The sequence below is a fragment of the Algoriphagus sp. A40 genome (genome assembly GCF_002002735.1).
Taxonomy (GTDB): domain Bacteria; phylum Bacteroidota; class Bacteroidia; order Cytophagales; family Cyclobacteriaceae; genus Algoriphagus.
This window is the reverse complement of sequence record NZ_MUNY01000045.1, coordinates 164,593-182,621: the sequence shown is the minus strand read 5'-3', so window position 1 is coordinate 182,621 and position 18,029 is coordinate 164,593. Positions and strand designations below refer to the sequence as shown.

The 18,029-nt window shown below is 46.7% G+C and carries 19 protein-coding genes; 6 read left to right on the top strand and 13 right to left on the bottom strand.

Annotation, left to right across the window (positions count from 1 at the left end):
- Positions 1–10 precede the first annotated feature (10 nt).
- From B0E43_RS08315 to B0E43_RS08260, 12 genes are all read right to left on the bottom strand, one after another.
- Entirely contained in the window at positions 11–790 is a 780-nt protein-coding gene (locus tag B0E43_RS08315) for a hypothetical protein (RefSeq protein ID WP_077348519.1), read from the bottom strand.
- A 62-nt stretch (positions 791–852) separates the two neighbouring features.
- Positions 853–1,692, bottom strand: coding sequence for a conjugative transposon protein TraN (gene traN / locus B0E43_RS08310; RefSeq protein ID WP_077348517.1), 840 nt, complete (start codon positions 1,690–1,692; stop codon positions 853–855).
- Positions 1,693–1,725: 33 nt separating this feature from the next.
- On the bottom strand, positions 1,726–3,030 hold the full coding sequence (traM, locus tag B0E43_RS08305; RefSeq protein WP_077348515.1) for a conjugative transposon protein TraM: 1,305 nt from the start codon (positions 3,028–3,030) through the stop codon (positions 1,726–1,728).
- A 2-nt stretch (positions 3,031–3,032) separates the two neighbouring features.
- Positions 3,033–3,650, bottom strand: a complete 618-nt coding sequence (traK, locus tag B0E43_RS08300; protein ID WP_077348513.1) for a conjugative transposon protein TraK — start codon at positions 3,648–3,650, stop codon at positions 3,033–3,035.
- Between the two features lie 11 nt (positions 3,651–3,661).
- The gene (gene traJ / locus B0E43_RS08295) at positions 3,662–4,882 is read right to left on the bottom strand and encodes a conjugative transposon protein TraJ (RefSeq protein WP_077348511.1); all 1,221 of its coding nucleotides are present in this window, start codon (positions 4,880–4,882) and stop codon (positions 3,662–3,664) included.
- Positions 4,883–4,894: 12 nt separating this feature from the next.
- Positions 4,895–5,533, bottom strand: a complete 639-nt coding sequence (locus B0E43_RS08290; RefSeq protein WP_077348509.1) for a hypothetical protein — start codon at positions 5,531–5,533, stop codon at positions 4,895–4,897.
- 7 nt (positions 5,534–5,540) lie between these two features.
- Positions 5,541–6,188, bottom strand: a complete 648-nt coding sequence (locus tag B0E43_RS08285; protein ID WP_077348507.1) for a hypothetical protein — start codon at positions 6,186–6,188, stop codon at positions 5,541–5,543.
- Between the two features lie 19 nt (positions 6,189–6,207).
- Positions 6,208–6,912, bottom strand: a complete 705-nt coding sequence (locus B0E43_RS08280; RefSeq protein ID WP_077348505.1) for a conjugal transfer protein TraI — start codon at positions 6,910–6,912, stop codon at positions 6,208–6,210.
- A gap of 32 nt (positions 6,913–6,944) precedes the next feature.
- Positions 6,945–9,404 (bottom strand): TraG family conjugative transposon ATPase, encoded by a 2,460-nt coding sequence (locus tag B0E43_RS08275; RefSeq protein WP_077348503.1) that lies wholly within the window; start codon positions 9,402–9,404, stop codon positions 6,945–6,947.
- 67 nt (positions 9,405–9,471) lie between these two features.
- Positions 9,472–9,801 carry a DUF4133 domain-containing protein gene (locus B0E43_RS08270; RefSeq protein WP_077348501.1) on the bottom strand — a complete coding sequence of 110 codons (330 nt, stop codon included), beginning with the start codon at positions 9,799–9,801 and terminating at the stop codon, positions 9,472–9,474.
- Positions 9,802–9,823: 22 nt separating this feature from the next.
- Positions 9,824–10,153, bottom strand: a complete 330-nt coding sequence (locus tag B0E43_RS08265) for a DUF4134 domain-containing protein (protein WP_077348499.1) — start codon at positions 10,151–10,153, stop codon at positions 9,824–9,826.
- Positions 10,154–10,238: 85 nt separating this feature from the next.
- A complete protein-coding gene (locus B0E43_RS08260) occupies positions 10,239–10,730 on the bottom strand; it encodes a hypothetical protein (RefSeq protein ID WP_077348497.1) in 492 nt (163 codons plus the stop codon).
- A 247-nt stretch (positions 10,731–10,977) separates the two neighbouring features.
- Between B0E43_RS08260 and B0E43_RS08250 the strand changes: the two genes are divergently transcribed.
- A complete protein-coding gene (locus B0E43_RS08250; RefSeq protein WP_077348493.1) occupies positions 10,978–11,448 on the top strand; it encodes a RadC family protein in 471 nt (156 codons plus the stop codon).
- A gap of 90 nt (positions 11,449–11,538) precedes the next feature.
- On the opposite strand, the gene B0E43_RS08245 is transcribed toward B0E43_RS08250, so the two are convergent.
- Entirely contained in the window at positions 11,539–11,835 is a 297-nt protein-coding gene (locus tag B0E43_RS08245) for a hypothetical protein (protein WP_077348491.1), read from the bottom strand.
- A 226-nt stretch (positions 11,836–12,061) separates the two neighbouring features.
- Between B0E43_RS08245 and B0E43_RS08240 the strand changes: the two genes are divergently transcribed.
- The 5 genes from B0E43_RS08240 to B0E43_RS08220 all read left to right on the top strand — a co-directional run bounded on the left by B0E43_RS08240 (position 12,062) and on the right by B0E43_RS08220 (position 18,011).
- Complete coding sequence (locus B0E43_RS08240; protein WP_077348489.1) at positions 12,062–13,036, top strand: ArdC family protein; 975 nt, start codon at positions 12,062–12,064, stop codon at positions 13,034–13,036.
- A 95-nt stretch (positions 13,037–13,131) separates the two neighbouring features.
- Positions 13,132–13,806: a response regulator transcription factor gene (locus B0E43_RS08235; RefSeq protein WP_077348487.1), complete on the top strand. Its 675-nt coding sequence runs from the start codon at positions 13,132–13,134 to the stop codon at positions 13,804–13,806.
- The gene (locus B0E43_RS08230) at positions 13,803–15,092 is read left to right on the top strand and encodes a histidine kinase dimerization/phospho-acceptor domain-containing protein (protein WP_168171919.1); all 1,290 of its coding nucleotides are present in this window, start codon (positions 13,803–13,805) and stop codon (positions 15,090–15,092) included. Before B0E43_RS08235 ends, B0E43_RS08230 begins: the two co-directional genes overlap by 4 nt.
- 59 nt (positions 15,093–15,151) lie before the next feature.
- Positions 15,152–15,595: a PepSY-like domain-containing protein gene (locus B0E43_RS08225; protein ID WP_077348483.1), complete on the top strand. Its 444-nt coding sequence runs from the start codon at positions 15,152–15,154 to the stop codon at positions 15,593–15,595.
- Positions 15,564–18,011, top strand: a complete 2,448-nt coding sequence (locus B0E43_RS08220) for an outer membrane beta-barrel family protein (protein WP_371454679.1) — start codon at positions 15,564–15,566, stop codon at positions 18,009–18,011. Before B0E43_RS08225 ends, B0E43_RS08220 begins: the two co-directional genes overlap by 32 nt.
- The last annotated feature ends 18 nt before the right edge of the window (positions 18,012–18,029 follow it).

Here is an 18,029-nt window from a genome sequence, read left to right as displayed (position 1 = left end):
GGTGGGTGGTCTAACTCGCTATTCCTTGGCTTTTTCTTTTTCTGGACTTTTTCGAGGGGCCTTCCTCAGAGTCTTCGGCCACTTCCTGTTTTTGTGATTCGGATTGGCTTTTGGAGGTTGATTTGGCTTGGGATTCCGAAGTCCTCATCTGGTTGGAATCGTAAACGTTGATGCTTTTGAACTGGGGACTTGCTTCTATGAAGCGTTTTTGTTCTCCTCCTTCCAGTTCGAAGGTGACGGATTGTCGGTTTCCCTTTTTTAGGGAATCCATCAGGCGGCTTTGGTCTTCGGGATTTTGAAGCTCCTTGATCGGGTGTTTTTCCATGGCTGTCTTCAGGTCAAAGCCATAGTTTTCATGGAATTGCTTCAATTTGAAATTGCCGCTGTCATCTGTTTGCTTAAAGTCCAGCTGTACCCATGCATTGTATTTTTCCTGATCCTTGTTGACCAGATCTTTGTTTACAGACCGTCCATCCAAGAGGTTGTATCCTTCTTTCAGGGTGAAATTATTCTCTTTTCCCATGTAAAAAGTCTGGCTGATGGACGGTTCATCCTGGCCTGACTTGGTGAGGCTCAGGTCGTATTTGTTAAAGAAATACATGTCAGACGTACCTGACTTTCTGAAATGGAGGTCGGCATTCACTGTGTCGCCTCCAAAATCCGTATGGTGCTTCAAAGTGAAATTTGGCTCTCCTTTTTGGATTTGTTCTTTCAGGGATTTCTCCAGGGAGTCTCCGAATCCACTGTACTTGACCTGGTTTTTGAGGTAATCAAAGTTCTGTTCGTTCATGGCTGTTGTGTTTTGTGATGAGTATGTATTTGGATTGAGAATTTCTTGGATAATTTGATGGACTAGTCAAGTATGCTTGCCTCCATCAGGTGTCGGTTTTTGACTTTGATGCGCAGGTTTCTTCCGCCGTTTTGTTCCATCAGTTCGATTCCCAGGTGTTTTTGGTCCGGAATGGTGAATTTGGAAAGTGCGATAACCAGTGTTTGGGTCGATTGTGCGGGAATCCTGCTGGTATCCCCCCAGATGACAACTGGAATCTTTTCCAGTTCCTGGGAGGCACTGCGCTTGCTTTGTTTGTTGTCCCTGATGAACAGTCGAAACTGTTCTGTATCATAAGGAATATTCGTCTGGTTTTCCAGTTGGATTTGGAAGTAGAGGACGTCTTTCTCGATGTAGATCCCTGTCAGTGTGATCCCCGTCAAAAATCTTCGTTGCCGGATGGCTTGCATATGCCTGTTTTTCATGGAGATCAATTGGGCAGTTTTCAGCATTTCGGATTTTGTTTCGACAGGGACACCGAATTCTGCCATGGGTGCCTTGGCAGTCGGCCGGATGTCCAAGTTGAGTTCTTGCGGGTTTTGTTTGTACACCACGTCAAAAGAGTAAAAGCCACCGTCTTCGGTGATAACGGTCAGGTTACTGTTTGGCAAATCGCTGTTTTCAGCTTTCACCTGAAGGATGTTTTCAACTTGGTTGGCTTTTTGAACCAGGATGTTCCGGTTTCCCCGGTCTACACTTTTAATCGCTTGGGGAAATATCAGATTCGTGGTCATTTGATCACTGATCTGCAGACTTGAGCTGGGGATAGCCTTGGTTTCAAAATCCGAATTACGCTGTGCGAAAGAGAAGTTGGAGACATGGGCGCCCAAGAGAGTAGTCAGTATGATAGCATGTAGTTTCATGGGAATGGATTTTTGGAATGATGGGGTTGCTCTTTAGATGTTGTCGATGATCCAGACCTGGTAGCCTGCTTTGAGACTGACCTTGACCTGTTTGATTTTTTTGCCCAAAAAGCTTTTAGCGGTTTCAATGCCTGCATTGGCTGCCTGCGCTTCCAGGGAATAATCCAAGCTGTTAAATCCCAATCCCTGTATGGTCTGGCTTCCGGTTTGGCTGCTGACTTCCTGACTGATTGAACCGGGAATCAGGATTCCTTCCAGCCCGTCAGCGTCGTGGATCTTCAGATCAACGGGAAGGATTTGTTCCGCCAACCGGATATGGCGAATGGAGATTTTTAGCCGTTCCCCGTTCAGGGAAGCAATACCATAGATCAGCTGATCCTTTGGCAGGGTGATGTCACCGAGGTTTGTTTCTTGGGTAATCCGAAGTTTAACCGTCGACCCCGAAACGAGGGTCTGATCTTCATGGATTACCGCCTTGACGGAAGAATTGGACTGGGACTGGGACTGAGGTGAAATCGACTCCAGGCCAAAAAATCCATTGGAAGGTGTTTCTTTGGCGGCTGTGTGCTGTTTGTAGGATTCCAAAGTAGTAAAGTCCTGGTTGGGGGCGGGGTGTAAACTCTTGGGTGGAGTGGTTTCCCTGACCGTCTTTTGCGCAAGCATTCGCTCCTGGACCCGTTCAGGATGCTGGATGTCCAGTATACGGTCAAGAAGTTCAGCCATCTGCTGAAATTCCGGATCAGGTTCTGAATGGGTGTTTTGCATTTGCTGCATCATCTGATCCAGCCGATCCAGATCTGAACTGAGGGCTGTATTGGCCGTAGCAGGTTTGAGATGGTTTGATGCTAGCCCATGTGTTTCAGGAAGACCGGGGTTTTGGGGGCTTTCATTCAGTGTACGGTTGAGGGCTTCCAGTCTCTGAAGGATCTGTTCTTCGGGAGTAGTTTGATAGCCTGGTGTGGAAGTTTGCACGGTAGCCGTTTGGCTCGTGGAAGTTCCGGTTGCATACTCCTGGGATGGTACATCTTCGTCTCCCTGTCCACCCATAAAGGCCATTCGATAATAGGGGTCGTTTTTTACTTCCTGTCGGAATCGGCTGGAATCGGCGCTGGAGCGCTGATAGTGTCCGAGTTTGTCAAGTGCCTTTTCCTTATTTTCAATCAGCCCGGGAAGCTCCAGATTGAAGCCCTCCTTTGGGTTGTCCATCTGAAACGATTCGGACCGGGAACCTCCTCCCAACGACCAAAACGTCAGCGTGAGGAAGGGTAGTGTCAGAATCGGGAGCATGAGCAGAAACTTGCGTTTTTGCTGAGACTTTGGATGGTTTGGATGTGTCATGGTTAGCGTGTTTGGATGTGGATGTCTTGATTTTCCAGGGTCTTCCAGTTTTCGATCAAAAAGCCATGGGGATTATGCTCACTTCTGGAAACTGTTCTGAGATTTCCTTCCGTGATCAATTGTCTGGTTACGATGGACCCGGTGCGGGTCAGTACCTGTTTTCCGTAGTATCTGAAATAGTAAGGCTCCTGGGATAGGTCAACTTGCACACTGTCGGTGTGGATTTCCTGGCTGATGTTTCCGGAAATGATGTTGGAGTAATAGTTGCTTTCCCTGAGATTATCGTATTGTCTTTTGGCAGAAAAGTCCGCCAGATAGAGCGCCTTGGTGGTATTGGCTCTGATCACCTTTTCGTCCGGGTCGAGCGTAAAGAAATTCTGGTGGAAGGTTGCGATATGGTCTTTGGCTTCAACGGTGAGGTTTTCCCGCCTGTCGGTCAACAGGGCCTCCAGTACTTTTCCATTGGCCAGGATGTACACTTTCTGCTGAAGGGATGCACTCAGCTGCTGGCTTTTGAAGAACACAAAGCCCGAAAGGAAAAGGCATCCGATGATGATCACCAGCGTGAAAATCCTGATCTGGCGAAAGGCCGTGTTGATGTTTTTGGGTTGTTGAAACATGTATTTTCGGTTTAGGAATTGCCCTTGAGTTTGTCGGATTGATAGTTGTCTTTATCCCCGAAATAGCCTGAGGACGTTCCGTGGGAGGACATGTATTGATAAACCCTGCTGGCATTGTCTCCCAGATAATCGGCGGCCATGCCAGCGCCTCTGGCGGCAGTTCCTGCTGTCGCACCTGCGGCAGCTACCGTGTTGACGGTGCCTTTGGTGAAGAAGGCGGTGGCTTTGTGGGGAAGGGCTCCACCTGATGCAGCATGGACGATGTAGTTGGCCACGGACGGAACGGAGAAGTATCCGATGATTCCAATGACCAGAAAGATCAGGTATCCGGTGTCGGTGGCAGAGAAGAAGGTGTCACCGGTACTTTCGACCTGACCGATGTCCAAAACCAGCATTTTTTCCTGAATTGTACTGATGATGGCTCCGAAAATATTGGCCACAGGAAGCCAGAGGTAGATATTAATGTAGCGGGCCAGCCAGACGGTCAAGGTATGGTGGAACCCGTCGAAGACTGAAAGTCCGAATACCAACGGACCCAAGATAGACAGTACCACCAGCTGAAAGGTCCTGAGTGTATTGATGCACAGTGCTGCTGCTTCAAACAGGAGTTGGAGGATTTCGGCAAGGGCCTGCTTGATCCAATGTTTGAAGTTGAAGCTGAATTTAGCACCGGCAAATGCCAGTTCGTTACTGATCGATTCCCAAAAACCCTCTTCGGGTGCAGGACTGTCTTCTGGCAATCCTTCGGTGTATTTGAGCCATTTTTCATAGTCTCCCTGTCTGTAATTGTTTCTGTACATTTCCCCCTTGACCGTTCCTTTGACCAGCTCTTCCTTGTGTTTGAGCAGGTTCTCAACAGCGGAATTTGAATTATCCATCATCGAAGCTGTTGCCGTGACGGTAGGATTCATCACTCCGTTGATCAGGGCCAGTACAGAAGGAAATAGCAGGATGCAAAATCCAATCACAAATGGCCGGAATAGGGGGTAGAGATCCACCGGTTCTGCATTGGCAATGGAACGCCAGACCCGTGAGGCGATGTACCACAGTGCTGCGAAGGCAGCGATCCCCTGAGACACGGATATCAGTTGGCTGCAGAGCGGCATCATCTCAGAATAGAGCTCTTCCAGAACTGCATGCAATCCCCGGTTTATGCCGGTCTGGGCTTGGGTAGTCAGTGGAACCAACAGCGCGGCGGCCGTCAATAAAATAATCCTGTTTCCGGCTTTCATGGGCTTTGATTCTTAGTAAGCTTTTAAAGAGTGGAGATTCCTGATTTGGGTTATTTCCTGGCTGGCTTTCGCTCTGCTGATGGCCAGGATTTGGTTTTCCTGATTGAAGTCAGTCAGGAAATAAAGCTTGTCCTGTAGGTCTGAGTGGATGCGGTCTATCGCCTTCAGACGCTCCTCATCGGACATTCTCAATTGTCCGGCGGTCAAAACCAGCGTGAGTTCATCCAGCTGTTGCAGGCTTTTGTCAAAGAGGTTTCCATAAACCTGGGATAGGTAGGAGATTTCATTGACGGTAAACTGACCGGATGATTTGAAGCCGGTTATTCCCCGTTGGCAGTCTTTGACCAGCCTGATTTGATAGCCGATGATTTCGGCTACTTTGTGGTAGTTTTTGACTGCGGGGCTTACCTGTAATAGGTTATTGAGGAAGGTTTGGTGTAGGCTGAAATTTCCGGATGCCAGATTTTCGATCTGGGTGTAGCCTGTCTTCAAGGTGGTATAGCCTTTTTCAAGATCAGTCAAGATCTGCTTCAACTGGCTCAGCTTGGTGACATTGAGCAGAAGCTGGGCGGCTTCGTCAGATTGGGCTTTACTTGTGGAAATGCCCAGGGAAAGGAAGATCGAAAGAGTCAAGAGTAGGGAGAGTTTCATGGCTGTCTTAGTTTGATGGGAAGGAGTAGAGTGCGTTACGCTGTTGGATGGCTTGGGATTCTTTTTGTCTGGAGAGACTGATGTCCCGGCAATCCTGATAAAACCGGACCTTGTAGCCATAGACATCCTGCATGCGGTGATTGATCCCGGAGAGCTGTTTGAGGCGATCTGTATCACTCATTTGCAGTAGTCCTTCCTCCAATAGCTCTTCGAGTTCAGTCAGAATCTGCTCACTGTCTTTTTGGATTGCCAGCAGTACATGCCGGATGACTTGCTCTTCAGGCCCAGATAAGTGTGGGGAAGGGAAGAGCTTATCAGGGATTTGTTGGGTCAGTTGCCGGGTTTTGAAAAAGATTTTGAGTGCCTGCTCGGCTTCCGGGTGGTTTTTGATTTGGGGGTTGACCGAAGAAAATGAATTGAAATACCCCTGATGTTGGGTGTAGTCTCCATTTTGTAGGTTATGGACCAGTCCCAGCCCTTGAGATACCGTTTCGTAGCCTTCCTTGAGAACTGCCCCGTAAGCGCTTAAAGCGGCAATCTGTTCGGTCAGATATCTTTGCTGGGTTTCTTTCTGATTCCACCATTCGTCAAATGTCTGGGCATGGGAATTCAGGGACAGAAAGGCCAAATAGCAGATGAGAATCATTTTTTTCATGGCATTGAGATTAAATGGATTAGCGGTTGATTCCGTAGAGGTTCTGGATCTGGCGTATTTCATTGCTGTTGGAGGCGCGTTGCAGACTGACCTGTCCGTTGCTGAGATTGAATGAAATGAGGTCTTGGTAATTCTGATCTACCCGGTTGGCCGTTTCATTGATGAGCTCCAGACGCTCCCCTTCCCCCATCTGAAGAGTGAAGGATTTGACCAGCAGTGCCATCTGATCCAGATTATCGACCGTAGTGGACAATATTCCGGTGTACACCCTGGCCATGTATTCTTTTTCCTGAAGGCTGAAATGACTGTCAGCCTGGATGACAGCCCAGACTTTTCGGTATTCGGAGACAATCCGGGCTTGCTTTTGGGAGATCTCCCTGATCCGTTGATATCCTGAAATGGCAGTCTTGACCGTCTGGAGTTCATTGAAATACCGTTGGTATAGATCCCGTTGTTTTTCGCTCCAATTGGCGATTTCCTCCAGCTTGAGTTTGGACAGAGTGTTTTCCATCACCTTCTGGGCATTTTGCATCCAGAGTACCTGATTTTGCTCCCGCTGGATTTTCAGATCCATCGCCACGATGACTTTGGTGACTCCCGCCTTGATGATTTCCAGTATGGCAATCGGAACTGCCGCCTGGCTTGGATTTGGGGGTAGGAGAAAGAGGATGCCCAAAAGGGAAAGGGTCAGACTTCTTTTGACTGTTTTGCTGTGGACTTTCATATGGCTTTAGATTGGTGGTTTAGGTTAGAGATTTAGGTTTCGGATTCTGCGCAAAGGGCTGCGATGCCGTGTTGGATGGAGCCAAACCGCTCTGCGTATTCCATCACTTTGATCTTCTCCGTCTCTTCGGTGGTGTAGGCCAGGTATTCCTCTTTGGATACTTCCGTGCGGTACACTTTGGATTGTGTGCCTCCCAAACTGATAAAGACTTCCTTGTACCTGCGTCTGGGGTCATTTGCTTTGTTGACTGAGAGTACCAGCGCCCTTTCCTTGTCGGTCAGACCCAGGAGTTGTTGGATCTGGTCAAACTTGTTTTGGTACTTGGACTGGTCGAGCAGAATCTTGCAGTCGCTGTTGTTGATGATGGCCTGTTTGACCACCGGGGAGCTGATAATGTCCTCTACTTCCTGGGTGACCACAATGGCTTCGCCATAGAACTTCCGGACTGTTTTAAAGAGGTATTTGATGTATTCTGCCATGCCTTCCTTTGCAATGGCCTTCCATGCTTCTTCGATCAGGATCAGTTTGCGGATGCCCTTGAGCTTCCGCATCTTATTGATAAAGACTTCCATGATGATGATGGTAACCACCGGGAAAAGGATGGGATGGTCTTTGATCATATCCAGTTCGAAGACGATAAAGCGTTCCTGAAGGAGATCCAGATTTTCGGTCGCGTTGAGCAGGTAATCAAATTCACCTCCCCGGTAATAGGGCCGCAGCACATACAGGAAGTTGCTGATGTCAAAGTCCTTTTCTTTCACCTGTTCTGCATAAAGCAGGGTTTTGAAATCACCCTGCAGGTATTCGTAGAAGGTATTGAAAGAGGGCAATAGCAAAGGGTTGCTGTCGATTTTCTCGAAATAGCCTTTCAGGGCGTTGGATAAGGCGACATATTCACTGCGCCGGAAGGTCTCGTTGTCTTTCTTCCAGAGTGCCAGGAGCAGGGTTTTGATACTTTCCTTCTTTTCGGTATCCAATTGATCCCCTTCGGCGATGTAGAAGGGATTGAATCGGATGGGGTTTCTCTCATCGTAGGTGAAATAGTAGCCCTTGATCAGGTCGCAAAGTCCTTTGTAGGAATGTCCCACATCCACCAGGACTACATGGGTGCCCTGTTCGTAGTAACTCCGAACCAGGTGATTGGTGAAAAAGGACTTCCCGGAGCCGCTGGGTCCAAGGATGAATTTGTTTCTGTTGGTGCAGATACCGCGTTTGACCGGTTCGTCCGAAAGGTCTACATGAATGGGTTTTCCCGTCTGCCGGTCGCCCAGTCTGATTCCGAAGGGACTGATGGAGCTTTGATAGGCGGTTTCCAGATTGAGAAAACAAGTAGCTGGTTCCAGAAAGGTGTCGAAGGTGTCATTCATGGGAAAATCCGCACTGTTTCCGGGAATTCCCGCCCAGAAGATCTGCGGGGCACCCACAGTTTCCTCCTTTACTGATGCCTCCATCTGGGTAAAGGCAGCCCCTACCTGTTTTTTGATCTCGGAGAGCTGGTTGACATCCTCGGTCCATGCCAAAATATTGAAATGGGCCTTTATCGGGAGTCTCTGATGCCCGATGGCTTCATTGAGGAAATCATTGGTGGCGTCACGGGCGATTGCATTTTCCCTGCTGTAGTTGGCCAGGGACTGGAGCCGAAGCCGTTTGGATTCCATTTCTTTGAGGGTTTTTTGGGCATCCCCGATAAAGAGGTATTGATTGTAGATGTGATTACAGGAAAGCAACTGACCCAGTGATGAGGCAAATCCCACACTGAACTTGCTGTTGTCTGTGCTGTATCTGTCATAATTGATCCTGCTGCCACAGAGTGCGGGAAGATCTTCCGGTTCACTGATGCTGAATATTTTGCAGGATTTGTTGCCTACTTGCAGGAGGGGCTTTAGGCGGATGTCACCGATCCAGGTTGACGCATAGTTTTCAGAAAGACTGCAATATTTTTCCAGAATCCCTTTTTGATCTTGGATGCTGTAGATCGAGTCTTCTTTGAGCCGGTGGATTCCTACAAAACCACTGTCGCTTAGGATTCGCTCCAACTGCCCACAGGCATCCAGAAAGGTGTTGAGCGTCTGGGAAAGGTTCAGTTCTTCGGGAATAATGTGGGAGCGGAGCAGGTTGGAAAGCAGGCTGCTGGCGGGCTTTCTGTTTTTGGGTTTGAGGCTGAGAAAGAGATAGCAGGAATGATCCAAGAAGGGTCTTTCGTTGAAGAACCGCTCGCTGCTGCGGTCCAGGAAACTGTCGCTTTCTTTGTTGAAATCTGCGGCATAGCTGCGTTCTACGAACCAGTCCTGCTTGTGCAGAATGCTGTTTTGGGGCAGGGCTTTGATGGCCTTGATCCAGCCCTGATGGAAGGCCTCATAATCCCGGTCACTGAGGGTAAAGATCTCAGGGAGGCTAAGCTGGTAGGCAACGGTGATATCTCCCATCTTGGAAAGGATGCAGTCCTGTTCAATACTCAGGATAGGGAAATGCTTTTCTAGTAATCTTTCCATGGAACTGTGGGATTGGAATTTGTAGAGGGAATGGGGATAGGGGTGGCGGTTGTCAGGGAATCCGGACCTACCTTTTTTTGGTTTTTACCTTGCGGAATACTCCTCTGGATCTAAGCCGAATCGCATGGGGAACTTGTCGGTATGCGAATTTCTTGCTCAGGCCATGTTCTCCATACCGCTGGCTGAGCCTATAAACCTGGATGACCAGCAGGGTTCCTGACATCCCGACAAGTCCCATACAGACAAATGGATGGATTCCCAGGATGTAGAGTAGGACAAAGAGGATCAGGTTTGCCAGCACACCGGCACCGAGGTACCAGATGTACTGGGCTTTTAATCCCTTAAACTCGATGGGTTTGTTGATCCCTTTGTTGATCTTATAAATGCTGATAGACATGGTGAGTGGAGTGAGGGAGGTCTTAGACTCCAAAGAAGGATTGGATGACGGTGGCTACGACTACCAAAAACACGCAGCTGCCAAACCAGGCTGCGGCAACCTTTCCTGTATCGGGATCACCCGCATTCCATTTTTGATAGACTTTGACTGCGCCGATCAGCCCCAGAACGGCTCCGATGGCATACATCAGGCTGGTACCTGCGGCAAAGTAGCTTCTCACCTGCCGGTCTGCTTCGGCAATACCGGCCAGACCGTCTTGGGCTTGGGCAGAAACCGAACTGATGATGAGGAGTAGCGTGGAAAGGCCTGCTTTTCCTTTTTTTGAAACGATGTTGTTTTTTGGAATTTTCATGGGATGGGATTTTAAGGTTTGGAATGTTTGAGGAGTGACTCTGTTCCTTCTTGAAGGAGTAGGAGTGATGCATTGTAGTAGCGTGTTATTCTTTCCAGAGCGCCTTCAGTTCTGATTCGCTGAAACTGTGGGGGGTGTATTTGGGGATGTGTCTCTGGAGAAAGTTGTAAATGGCAACCCGGTGGGCGGGCTCCCGAAGCCCGGGGTGGTTGGACAGCGCATCCCTTAACTGATCTAGCAGCTGGTATGGGTCTGTCAGGTTTCCCGCCCTTCCGAGTATGCCTTTGAGTTCCGCAACCGTGATCTCCAGTTCTTCCAATGGGTTAATCTCATTCGCCCCGGTCTTGCTCAGGTGCCGCTCCTTTTCCTGCAGGGGGGATAGATTGAACTGCATGGTTTTTCCGGAAACCAGGCCGCGAAGTTCTTGAGGGTAGTAGAGTATAGCGATCCCCAGATAATAGGCTGTTAGTCCTATGGCTAGGATGCTGAAGTAATGGTTCCAGGTAATAGCTTCCAACATGGGATTTCTGTTTTGGTGAATCGGGTTTGTGTCCCGTTGACAGAAGCAAATCTGCATGCGGCAAATCCCTGTTTTTTACACTGTTGTGGTAGCTACTAAAAAAAGATTTGGTTTTTTTTTTGGCAGAGAAAGGGTGTCCCTGAATTATGGACCAAGGTAGCCCTGCATCCTCCGTGCGGCCAAGAGCTTCCGGCATAAAGCTTTCCCGCAATCCCCCGCTTGTTTATTCCTTTTCCTCTTGGCCTTGGTCGGATCAGGACTGGGAGGATTCCATAATTCATGTTTCACCAAAACGAAAAAAATTATGGAAGCTTTAAATGAGTCAATTGATCTGAATACCGTAGCGGAGATCACGCTGTCGTATCGTCCAAAAGTAAGTCTCAGTCAGAGACCGAAAGTTGACTGTTCCAGACAGGTGTATGAGGTCCTGCTCCGATTCTGGAATCAGGATTCTTTGGAATATGTCGAGCAGTTTCAGGTGATGTTGCTCAGCAGGGGAAACCGGGTGTTGGGAATTTCCACGGTCAGTACGGGAGGAACAGCCGGAACGGTCGTGGATGCCAAGGTTGTCTTTGCCGCAGCATTGAAAGCCAATGCTTCATCGATTGTACTCAGCCACAATCATCCTTCGGGAAATCTTCTGCCTTCCGAACAGGACAAAAGACTGACCAGACGGTTGGTGGAGATTGGAAGGGCCTTGGATCTTCCGGTCTTGGACCACATCATCCTGGGCCGGGAGGGATACTATTCCTTCGCTGACGAAGGGGAGCTTTAGGCTCCTCTTTTTTTAAATAGTATTTTACCGGTTTTAGGAATGAATCTCGCATCGGGGATCCAACCAGAAGGTGGTTTGGGCCTATTTTAATCAGATTTTCCCAAACGGATTTTCGGTCGATCCCTGCTTTAAGAGCAGTTTTTTTACTTCCTCTTGATGGTAATAGATCACGCCGCCCAAGCAGGAATAGGGTATCATTGTCCGGTTTCTCAAATTCTGGAGCGCCGGGACAGATTCCGGGATAGTTTTGCAAAAATGAGCCAGGGATATTTCATCTGAATTATCAGTGAAGCCTGCCTTAAGATTCGTTTTTGATACAATCTTAAGAGGACGGAATTGAATGATTATCCTATCGATAAAGGCAATGCCGTCCATTCCCAGGTTCATTTATAATAGTTTTTTAAAGGGCCCTTTAAACTACCCCTAAACCTTTAATTTTATTTACTCCCTGCTCCAGCTAAGTTAGCGGGGAGGCGACACACGAGGCAAGAGACTACGGCATAAAGCCCGCACTCTTGCCTTTGCTGGTTTATTCCGTTTCCTCTTGCACTTAGTGCCTCCTTCCCGCGGGGACTGCTGTATCAGTTCATTTCTAACTAAAACGTAAAGAAAAATGAAAACTACAGCAAAAACCTCTGGAAAATCAGCCAAGTCTGGCAGATCCGCAGCAAGGAAGAAAACCACATCGGAGACCAGGATTTCCCCCTATGATGTGTATGAGACTTTTAACCGCCTTATCCTGGAACGGCTGGAACAGGGTATCATCCCATGGCATCAGCCCTGGAGCGTGAAAGGGATGCCTGCCAACTATCTGACCAAAAAGCCCTACCGCGGAATCAACCTCTGGATTCTACTGGCACTTCAGCACGAGTCTCCTTACTACCTGACATTCAAACAAGCCGAAAGTCTGGGAGGGAGGATCAAAAAAGGAGCGAAGGCGATCCCGGTCTGCTACTGGAACTTCGTCTACAGGCACAAGGAGACAGGAAGGAACATACCTGCCGAACTGGTTCGGGACTATCCGATTGATGCACTGATCAAGACCTGTTTTCTGAAGGAGTACAAGATCTTCCCGATAGAGTTGATAGAAGGAATCGATTGGGAACTGCCCGAAACCCCTGTAGACAACTGGATACCGGCGATCGAACAGTGTGAGGCGGTCTATGCAGAGATGCTGAATCCTCCCAAATTGATTCACCAGAAGGAGGAAGCCTTCTATCATCCCCAATTGGATCTGATCAATATGCCACCAAAGCCTAGGTTTAAGACAGCGGAAGGATACTATGCGGTTCTGTTTCATGAGCTGGTCCATTCAACCGGAAGTGAAAACCGGCTAAACCGTCTGGGAGTGGCGGAAATGGATTATTTTGGATCCTCCAACTATTGCAAGGAAGAACTCATCGCCGAAATGGGAGCAGGGTACCTCTGCGGCTATACGGGGATTGAGAATAAGTATCTGATAGACAACCAAGCAGCATACTTGCAGAACTGGATCGCACAGCTGAAAAATGACAAGCAGCTGTTGATTGAGGCGGCATCCAAAGCCCAGAAAGCGGTAGATTATATTCTAATGACCTGTCCGTTTTAAGAAAGGGGGAAACCCCTTTTTTGGTCATGGGGTTAACAATGCTCTATTTTTTTCGATTCTAAATTCCTTCCAAATTCAATTCGTATTTTGAATGCATGAAAATCTTGGTGATAGAAGACGAAAAGGAGCTGGCAAGAGATATTGTAAACTATCTCTCAGGGGAAAATTATCTATGTGAGACTGCCGCTGATTTTCCTTCGGCTAGGGAGAAAGTAAGTCTTTATCAGTATGACTGCATTTTGCTTGATTTGATGCTACCCGGAGGAGATGGATTTGATATTTTGGAATATCTGAGAAGTCAGAATAAGCAGGACGGTGTAATAATCATTTCTGCCAAAAACTCCTTGGAAGACAAGATCAAGGGATTGAATATCGGTGCAGATGACTACTTAGCCAAACCATTTCATCATTCTGAGTTAGCGGCGAGGATTCATTCGGTGATTCGAAGAAAGCAGTTTGACCCTTCAAATCTGATTGTTCAGAATGAAGTAAAAATTGATTTGCTTTCCAAAACCGTTCAAATAGGTGGTAATGGAATTCCTTTGACAAAAAAAGAATACGACTTGCTACTTTTCTTCATTGGCAACAAGAATCGGGTTTTATCCAAAAGCGCCTTGGCAGAGCATCTATCAGGAGATTTGGCGGATATGTTTGATAGTCATGATTTCGTCTACGCGCATGTCAAGAACCTGAAGAAAAAACTCAGCGAGGGGGGCTATGGGAATTATTTGAAAACAAAGTATGGCACTGGATATAAATGGGAAATATGATCAAGCTTCTCGATAAACCATTCAAAGCCTTTACCATCTATGCTTTGATCATTCTGCTGGTGAGCATTCCTATTTACTTTTTGGTGGTGGATTGGATCTGGGTGACTGAGATAGATGACAATCATGAGATCATCATGGAGCGGATCGAAAACCGATTCGAGCAGGCTCATCTGTCCGGGCATGATTTGGAGACGATTCTCCATACTTGGAACACCTTGCAGCCGAGTTCATCCATTACGCCAATTACAGAAGCCAGTGGTAGCCGGGATAGCATTTATGAAGTAACGAAATACAATGAATACGAGTCTGAGTGGGATCGTTTTCGAGGTTTGCAAACTGTGATTCGGATTGATAATAAGCCCTATTTATTGAATATCGAAACCAATGTTGAGGAAGCCTATGAAACTATTTTTGCCATCGGTCTGGTGACAGTTTTGCTTTACGGATTACTGGTTTTCGGTTTTATCCAACTTAACAGGAAGATTTCAAAAAGTGTCTGGGAACCCTTTGACAGTACGCTGACCAGGTTGAAATCTTTTGACTTGAGTGCGGGTAAAGAATTGACTTTTGAACCTACCGACATTGAGGAATTTGAGTCTCTGAACCATACGATTTCCAAGCTGATTTCGGAAAATATTGGCGTTTATAATCAACAGAAGGCTTTTGTCGCAAATGCTTCCCATGAATTGCAAACTCCCATTGCCTTGCTGAAATCAAAATTGGAAATTCTTTTTCAGGATGAAAAACTCAGTTCTGATCAGTCAGAATTGGTTAATGCGATACAGATTCCATTGGCAAGGCTAACCCGAGTGAATAAGAATTTGCTCCTGCTGGCCAGAATCGACAACAGTAATTTTTCGGATATCTCAGAAATAGATTTTGCGGAGAAAGTTGAGAAAAGCGAAGAGCTGCTTCAGGATTATATTGGCGAAAAGAAGCTGAACTTTCAGAAAAGCAGAAAAGGTAAATGTGTTTTTAAGTCAAGTAAATTTCTCGCAGAAACGCTGGTCAACAATTTACTTTCCAATGCAGTAAGACACACTTCAGCAAATGGTGAAATCGGCATTGAATGGGATGACAATGGTTTTTCTTTTAGAAACTCGGGTAAGGAAAGGCTGAATCGGGATTTTTTATTCAAGCGATTTTCTATTTCTACCACAGAGACTACCAACAGTGGATTGGGGTTGGCCATTGTCAAAGAGATTTGCAAGCAAAATGGATGGGAAATCACCTACGATTTTTCGGATTATTTCCACATTTTCTCTGTCCGCTTCAGTAAATTCTAAATGTCTTCTAAATCTCGTGCGAGTTTTGGGTAATCATTTTTACAGAACCCAAACTTCAAATGGAAAAGTATCTCACAATTTTATCAATTGGAGTCATGCTTTCTGCAAGTGTCTGCGCTCGAGAGCCTTCTGAAAAGGAAGTGCCGGCAGCTGTTAAAACTGCTTTTTCGCAGAAATTTCCCGCTTCAAAAAAGGTCAACTGGAATATGGAATCTGCCACTGAATGGGAAGCAGAGTTCAAGCAGGACGGAAAAGAATACTCAGCCAATTTTTCAACAGGCGGAACCTGGCAGGAGACGGAACACGAAATCAAAGCAGCTGAAATTCCGGAAGCGATCAAGCAGACATTAGCTCAGAACTTCGCAGGATTCAAAATTGATGAAGCGGAAATCTCTGAAAAAAAGGATGGAAGCGTCTATGAATTAGCAGTAGAAAAAGGCGATGAAGAATGGGAGTGTGTATTCAATATCAATGGAAAATTACTTGCAAAGACAGCGATCTGAGAATTGGATGGAAATTAAAAATCAACTCCTTATTTTCTTATTTTCACTTTCTCAGGCTGTTTTCGCCCAAGAGTCGAAAGTAAAGCTGTCAGGAAAAATTATGAGCGAGGCTTCTAAGGAGGCTTTACCATTCGTAAATGTGGTACTTAAGACTGGCGCAGATTCAGCCTTCGTTACCGGAGCGATTTCTGATGAATCAGGGCTTTTTACGCTCTCGGATGTAGCACCGGGAGAGTACGTATTGGAAGCTAGTTTTATTGGGTTCCAAACCATTCAATCACCCTTATTTGTCGGTTCGAGCTCTGCCTTTTTGAATGTTGGCGAGATTTGGATGACTGATTCCTATCAAGAACTGGGAGCAGTGGAAGTTATTGGGGTTCAGGATGCCTTAAGCTCCAAAATGGATAAGAAAACCTACGATTTGAGCGAGAACATTAGCCAAAGTGGGGGCTCTGTCCTGCAATCCATGTCCAATCTTCCGGGTGTTGCCGTAGTCGAGGGACAGGTTCAAATACGTGGTAACAACCGTGTAACTGTACTGATCGATGGAAAACAGACAGCTTTGACAGGCTTTGGCAACCAGTCTGGGCTGGATAATTTGCCTGCATCCTCGGTCGAAAAGATCGAAATCATCAACAATCCCTCTGCTAGGTTTGATGCCAACGGAAACGGTGGAATCATCAATATCATTCTCAAAAAGGAAAAACAGGAAGGATTTAACGGAACTGTAGGAATGGCACTGGGTCTTGGTGCGCTTTGGGAGAAAAAAGCAAACCTCCCGGGAATTCGACCACAGTATCAGGCTACTCCAAAGGTCAATCCATCCCTTTCACTGAATTACCGAAAAAAGGATGTGAATTTTTTCTTTCAGGCGGATAATCTCTACACACAAACACTGAATAAAAATGAGTTCGTGACCCGGACTTATGACGATGGTACCGTCATCAATCAACAGTTGAAGCGGAATAGAAACACCAACTTCCTGACCACTCGGGCGGGTGTGGATTGGACTATCGATGCTGTCAACACGCTCACGGTTTCGGGCATGTTTGGAAGTGAAAAGATTATCGACCGTGGAGATCAGCCTTTTTACAATGAAGATCTCTCAGAGCTATTGAGACTTTGGCAGTTTCTGGAGGATGAGCTAAAAACGACCGTGATGGCTACGGCAGCTTTCAAGCATAATTTTGCGGACCCAGGACACAACCTTTCTGCAGGCTTGAATTATACCTTTCATCGGGAAGACGAACAGTATTTTTTCACCAATACGCTGCCGACCTATACCGGGGAGGATGCATTCAAACTGCTTTCGGATGAGAATGTGATAGATCTGACGCTTGACTATGTGCAACCCTTGAAAAATGGACGTCTTGAAACAGGCTTGAAATTGCGCAAACGCTGGATTCCTACCAATATGCAGTTTTTTCCAGGCTTGAATTCTCCCATTGACTCTTTGGCAGGTGGAGCAGCTACTTACAGAGAAATCATACCGGCCGTCTATGGAAATTATATCTATGAAAGTAAAAAGTGGGAAGGGGAAGTAGGATTAAGACTGGAATATGTGGACCTGGATTATGAAGTGAATCCAAACCACCCTACCTACAAAAGCGATGGTTACAATTACTTTCAGCCATTTCCGAATACACGGATTTCCTATAAAATCAATGAGCTGAATAAGCTTACAGCTTCTTACAACCGGCGTGTGGATCGACCAAATGAAGTGGACATTCGGATTTTTCCGAAGTACGATGATGCTGAGATTATCAAAGTGGGAAATCCTGCCTTGAAACCTCAATTCACCAATTCCTACGAACTTGGTTGGAAAGCTGGCTGGAGCACTGGATACCTATACACCGCAGCATATCACCGGATGGTAAATGGCACAATCACCCGGATCTCGACAACGGTGCCGGGAAGCAGGCTGATCTATGCGATCTATCAGAATGCCGACAAAAGTTATAACTCAGGTTTGGAAATTATTTGGGATCAGAATGTCACCGATTGGTATTCTTTTGACTTGAATCTAACCGGATACCACAATCAGATCGATGCATTTACTGTCGAAAACCTTTATCCAATTCCGCACACATTTACCGCTGCCGAGCAGGAGATTTTCTCAGGAAACGTCAAATGGAACTCCAAATTCAAGTTTTCGGACAGCTTTTCCGGACAATTGACGGCGGTTTATTTGGCACCGGATATTTTTCCGCAGGGGAAGATTCAGGCTAGATTCTCCCTGGATGTGGGCCTGAAGCGAACTGTACAGCAAGGGAAGGGAGAGGTATTCTTCAATGCCACTGATCTGCTGAATACCATGGTAATCAAGAAGACCATTGATGGAAATGACTTCAGTTACACGAGCGCTGATTATTACGAGACGCAGGTGATTCGGGTAGGGTACACTTATAAGTTTTAACGGTTTTGAAGAGAATTT

What these genes read in the sequence shown, in the direction of transcription:
- B0E43_RS08285 (WP_077348507.1), bottom strand. Translation starts at nt 6,188, where the DNA reads ATGAAAAAAATGATTCTCATCTGCTATTTGGCCTTTCTGTCCCTGAAT.
- traJ (WP_077348511.1), bottom strand. Translation starts at nt 4,882, where the DNA reads ATGAAAGCCGGAAACAGGATTATTTTATTGACGGCCGCCGCGCTGTTG.
- B0E43_RS08270 (WP_077348501.1), bottom strand. Translation starts at nt 9,801, where the DNA reads ATGTCTATCAGCATTTATAAGATCAACAAAGGGATCAACAAACCCATC.
- traM (WP_077348515.1), bottom strand. Translation starts at nt 3,030, where the DNA reads ATGACACATCCAAACCATCCAAAGTCTCAGCAAAAACGCAAGTTTCTG.
- B0E43_RS08235 (WP_077348487.1), top strand. Translation starts at nt 13,132, where the DNA reads ATGAAAATCTTGGTGATAGAAGACGAAAAGGAGCTGGCAAGAGATATT.
- B0E43_RS08230 (WP_168171919.1), top strand. Translation starts at nt 13,803, where the DNA reads ATGATCAAGCTTCTCGATAAACCATTCAAAGCCTTTACCATCTATGCT.
- B0E43_RS08240 (WP_077348489.1), top strand. Translation starts at nt 12,062, where the DNA reads ATGAAAACTACAGCAAAAACCTCTGGAAAATCAGCCAAGTCTGGCAGA.
- B0E43_RS08220 (WP_371454679.1), top strand. Translation starts at nt 15,564, where the DNA reads ATGGAAAATTACTTGCAAAGACAGCGATCTGAGAATTGGATGGAAATT.
- traK (WP_077348513.1), bottom strand. Translation starts at nt 3,650, where the DNA reads ATGTTTCAACAACCCAAAAACATCAACACGGCCTTTCGCCAGATCAGG.
- B0E43_RS08245 (WP_077348491.1), bottom strand. Translation starts at nt 11,835, where the DNA reads ATGAACCTGGGAATGGACGGCATTGCCTTTATCGATAGGATAATCATT.
- traN (WP_077348517.1), bottom strand. Translation starts at nt 1,692, where the DNA reads ATGAAACTACATGCTATCATACTGACTACTCTCTTGGGCGCCCATGTC.
- B0E43_RS08265 (WP_077348499.1), bottom strand. Translation starts at nt 10,153, where the DNA reads ATGAAAATTCCAAAAAACAACATCGTTTCAAAAAAAGGAAAAGCAGGC.
- B0E43_RS08260 (WP_077348497.1), bottom strand. Translation starts at nt 10,730, where the DNA reads ATGCAGATTTGCTTCTGTCAACGGGACACAAACCCGATTCACCAAAAC.
- B0E43_RS08275 (WP_077348503.1), bottom strand. Translation starts at nt 9,404, where the DNA reads ATGGAAAGATTACTAGAAAAGCATTTCCCTATCCTGAGTATTGAACAG.
- B0E43_RS08290 (WP_077348509.1), bottom strand. Translation starts at nt 5,533, where the DNA reads ATGAAACTCTCCCTACTCTTGACTCTTTCGATCTTCCTTTCCCTGGGC.
- B0E43_RS08225 (WP_077348483.1), top strand. Translation starts at nt 15,152, where the DNA reads ATGGAAAAGTATCTCACAATTTTATCAATTGGAGTCATGCTTTCTGCA.
- B0E43_RS08315 (WP_077348519.1), bottom strand. Translation starts at nt 790, where the DNA reads ATGAACGAACAGAACTTTGATTACCTCAAAAACCAGGTCAAGTACAGT.
- B0E43_RS08250 (WP_077348493.1), top strand. Translation starts at nt 10,978, where the DNA reads ATGGAAGCTTTAAATGAGTCAATTGATCTGAATACCGTAGCGGAGATC.
- B0E43_RS08280 (WP_077348505.1), bottom strand. Translation starts at nt 6,912, where the DNA reads ATGAAAGTCCACAGCAAAACAGTCAAAAGAAGTCTGACCCTTTCCCTT.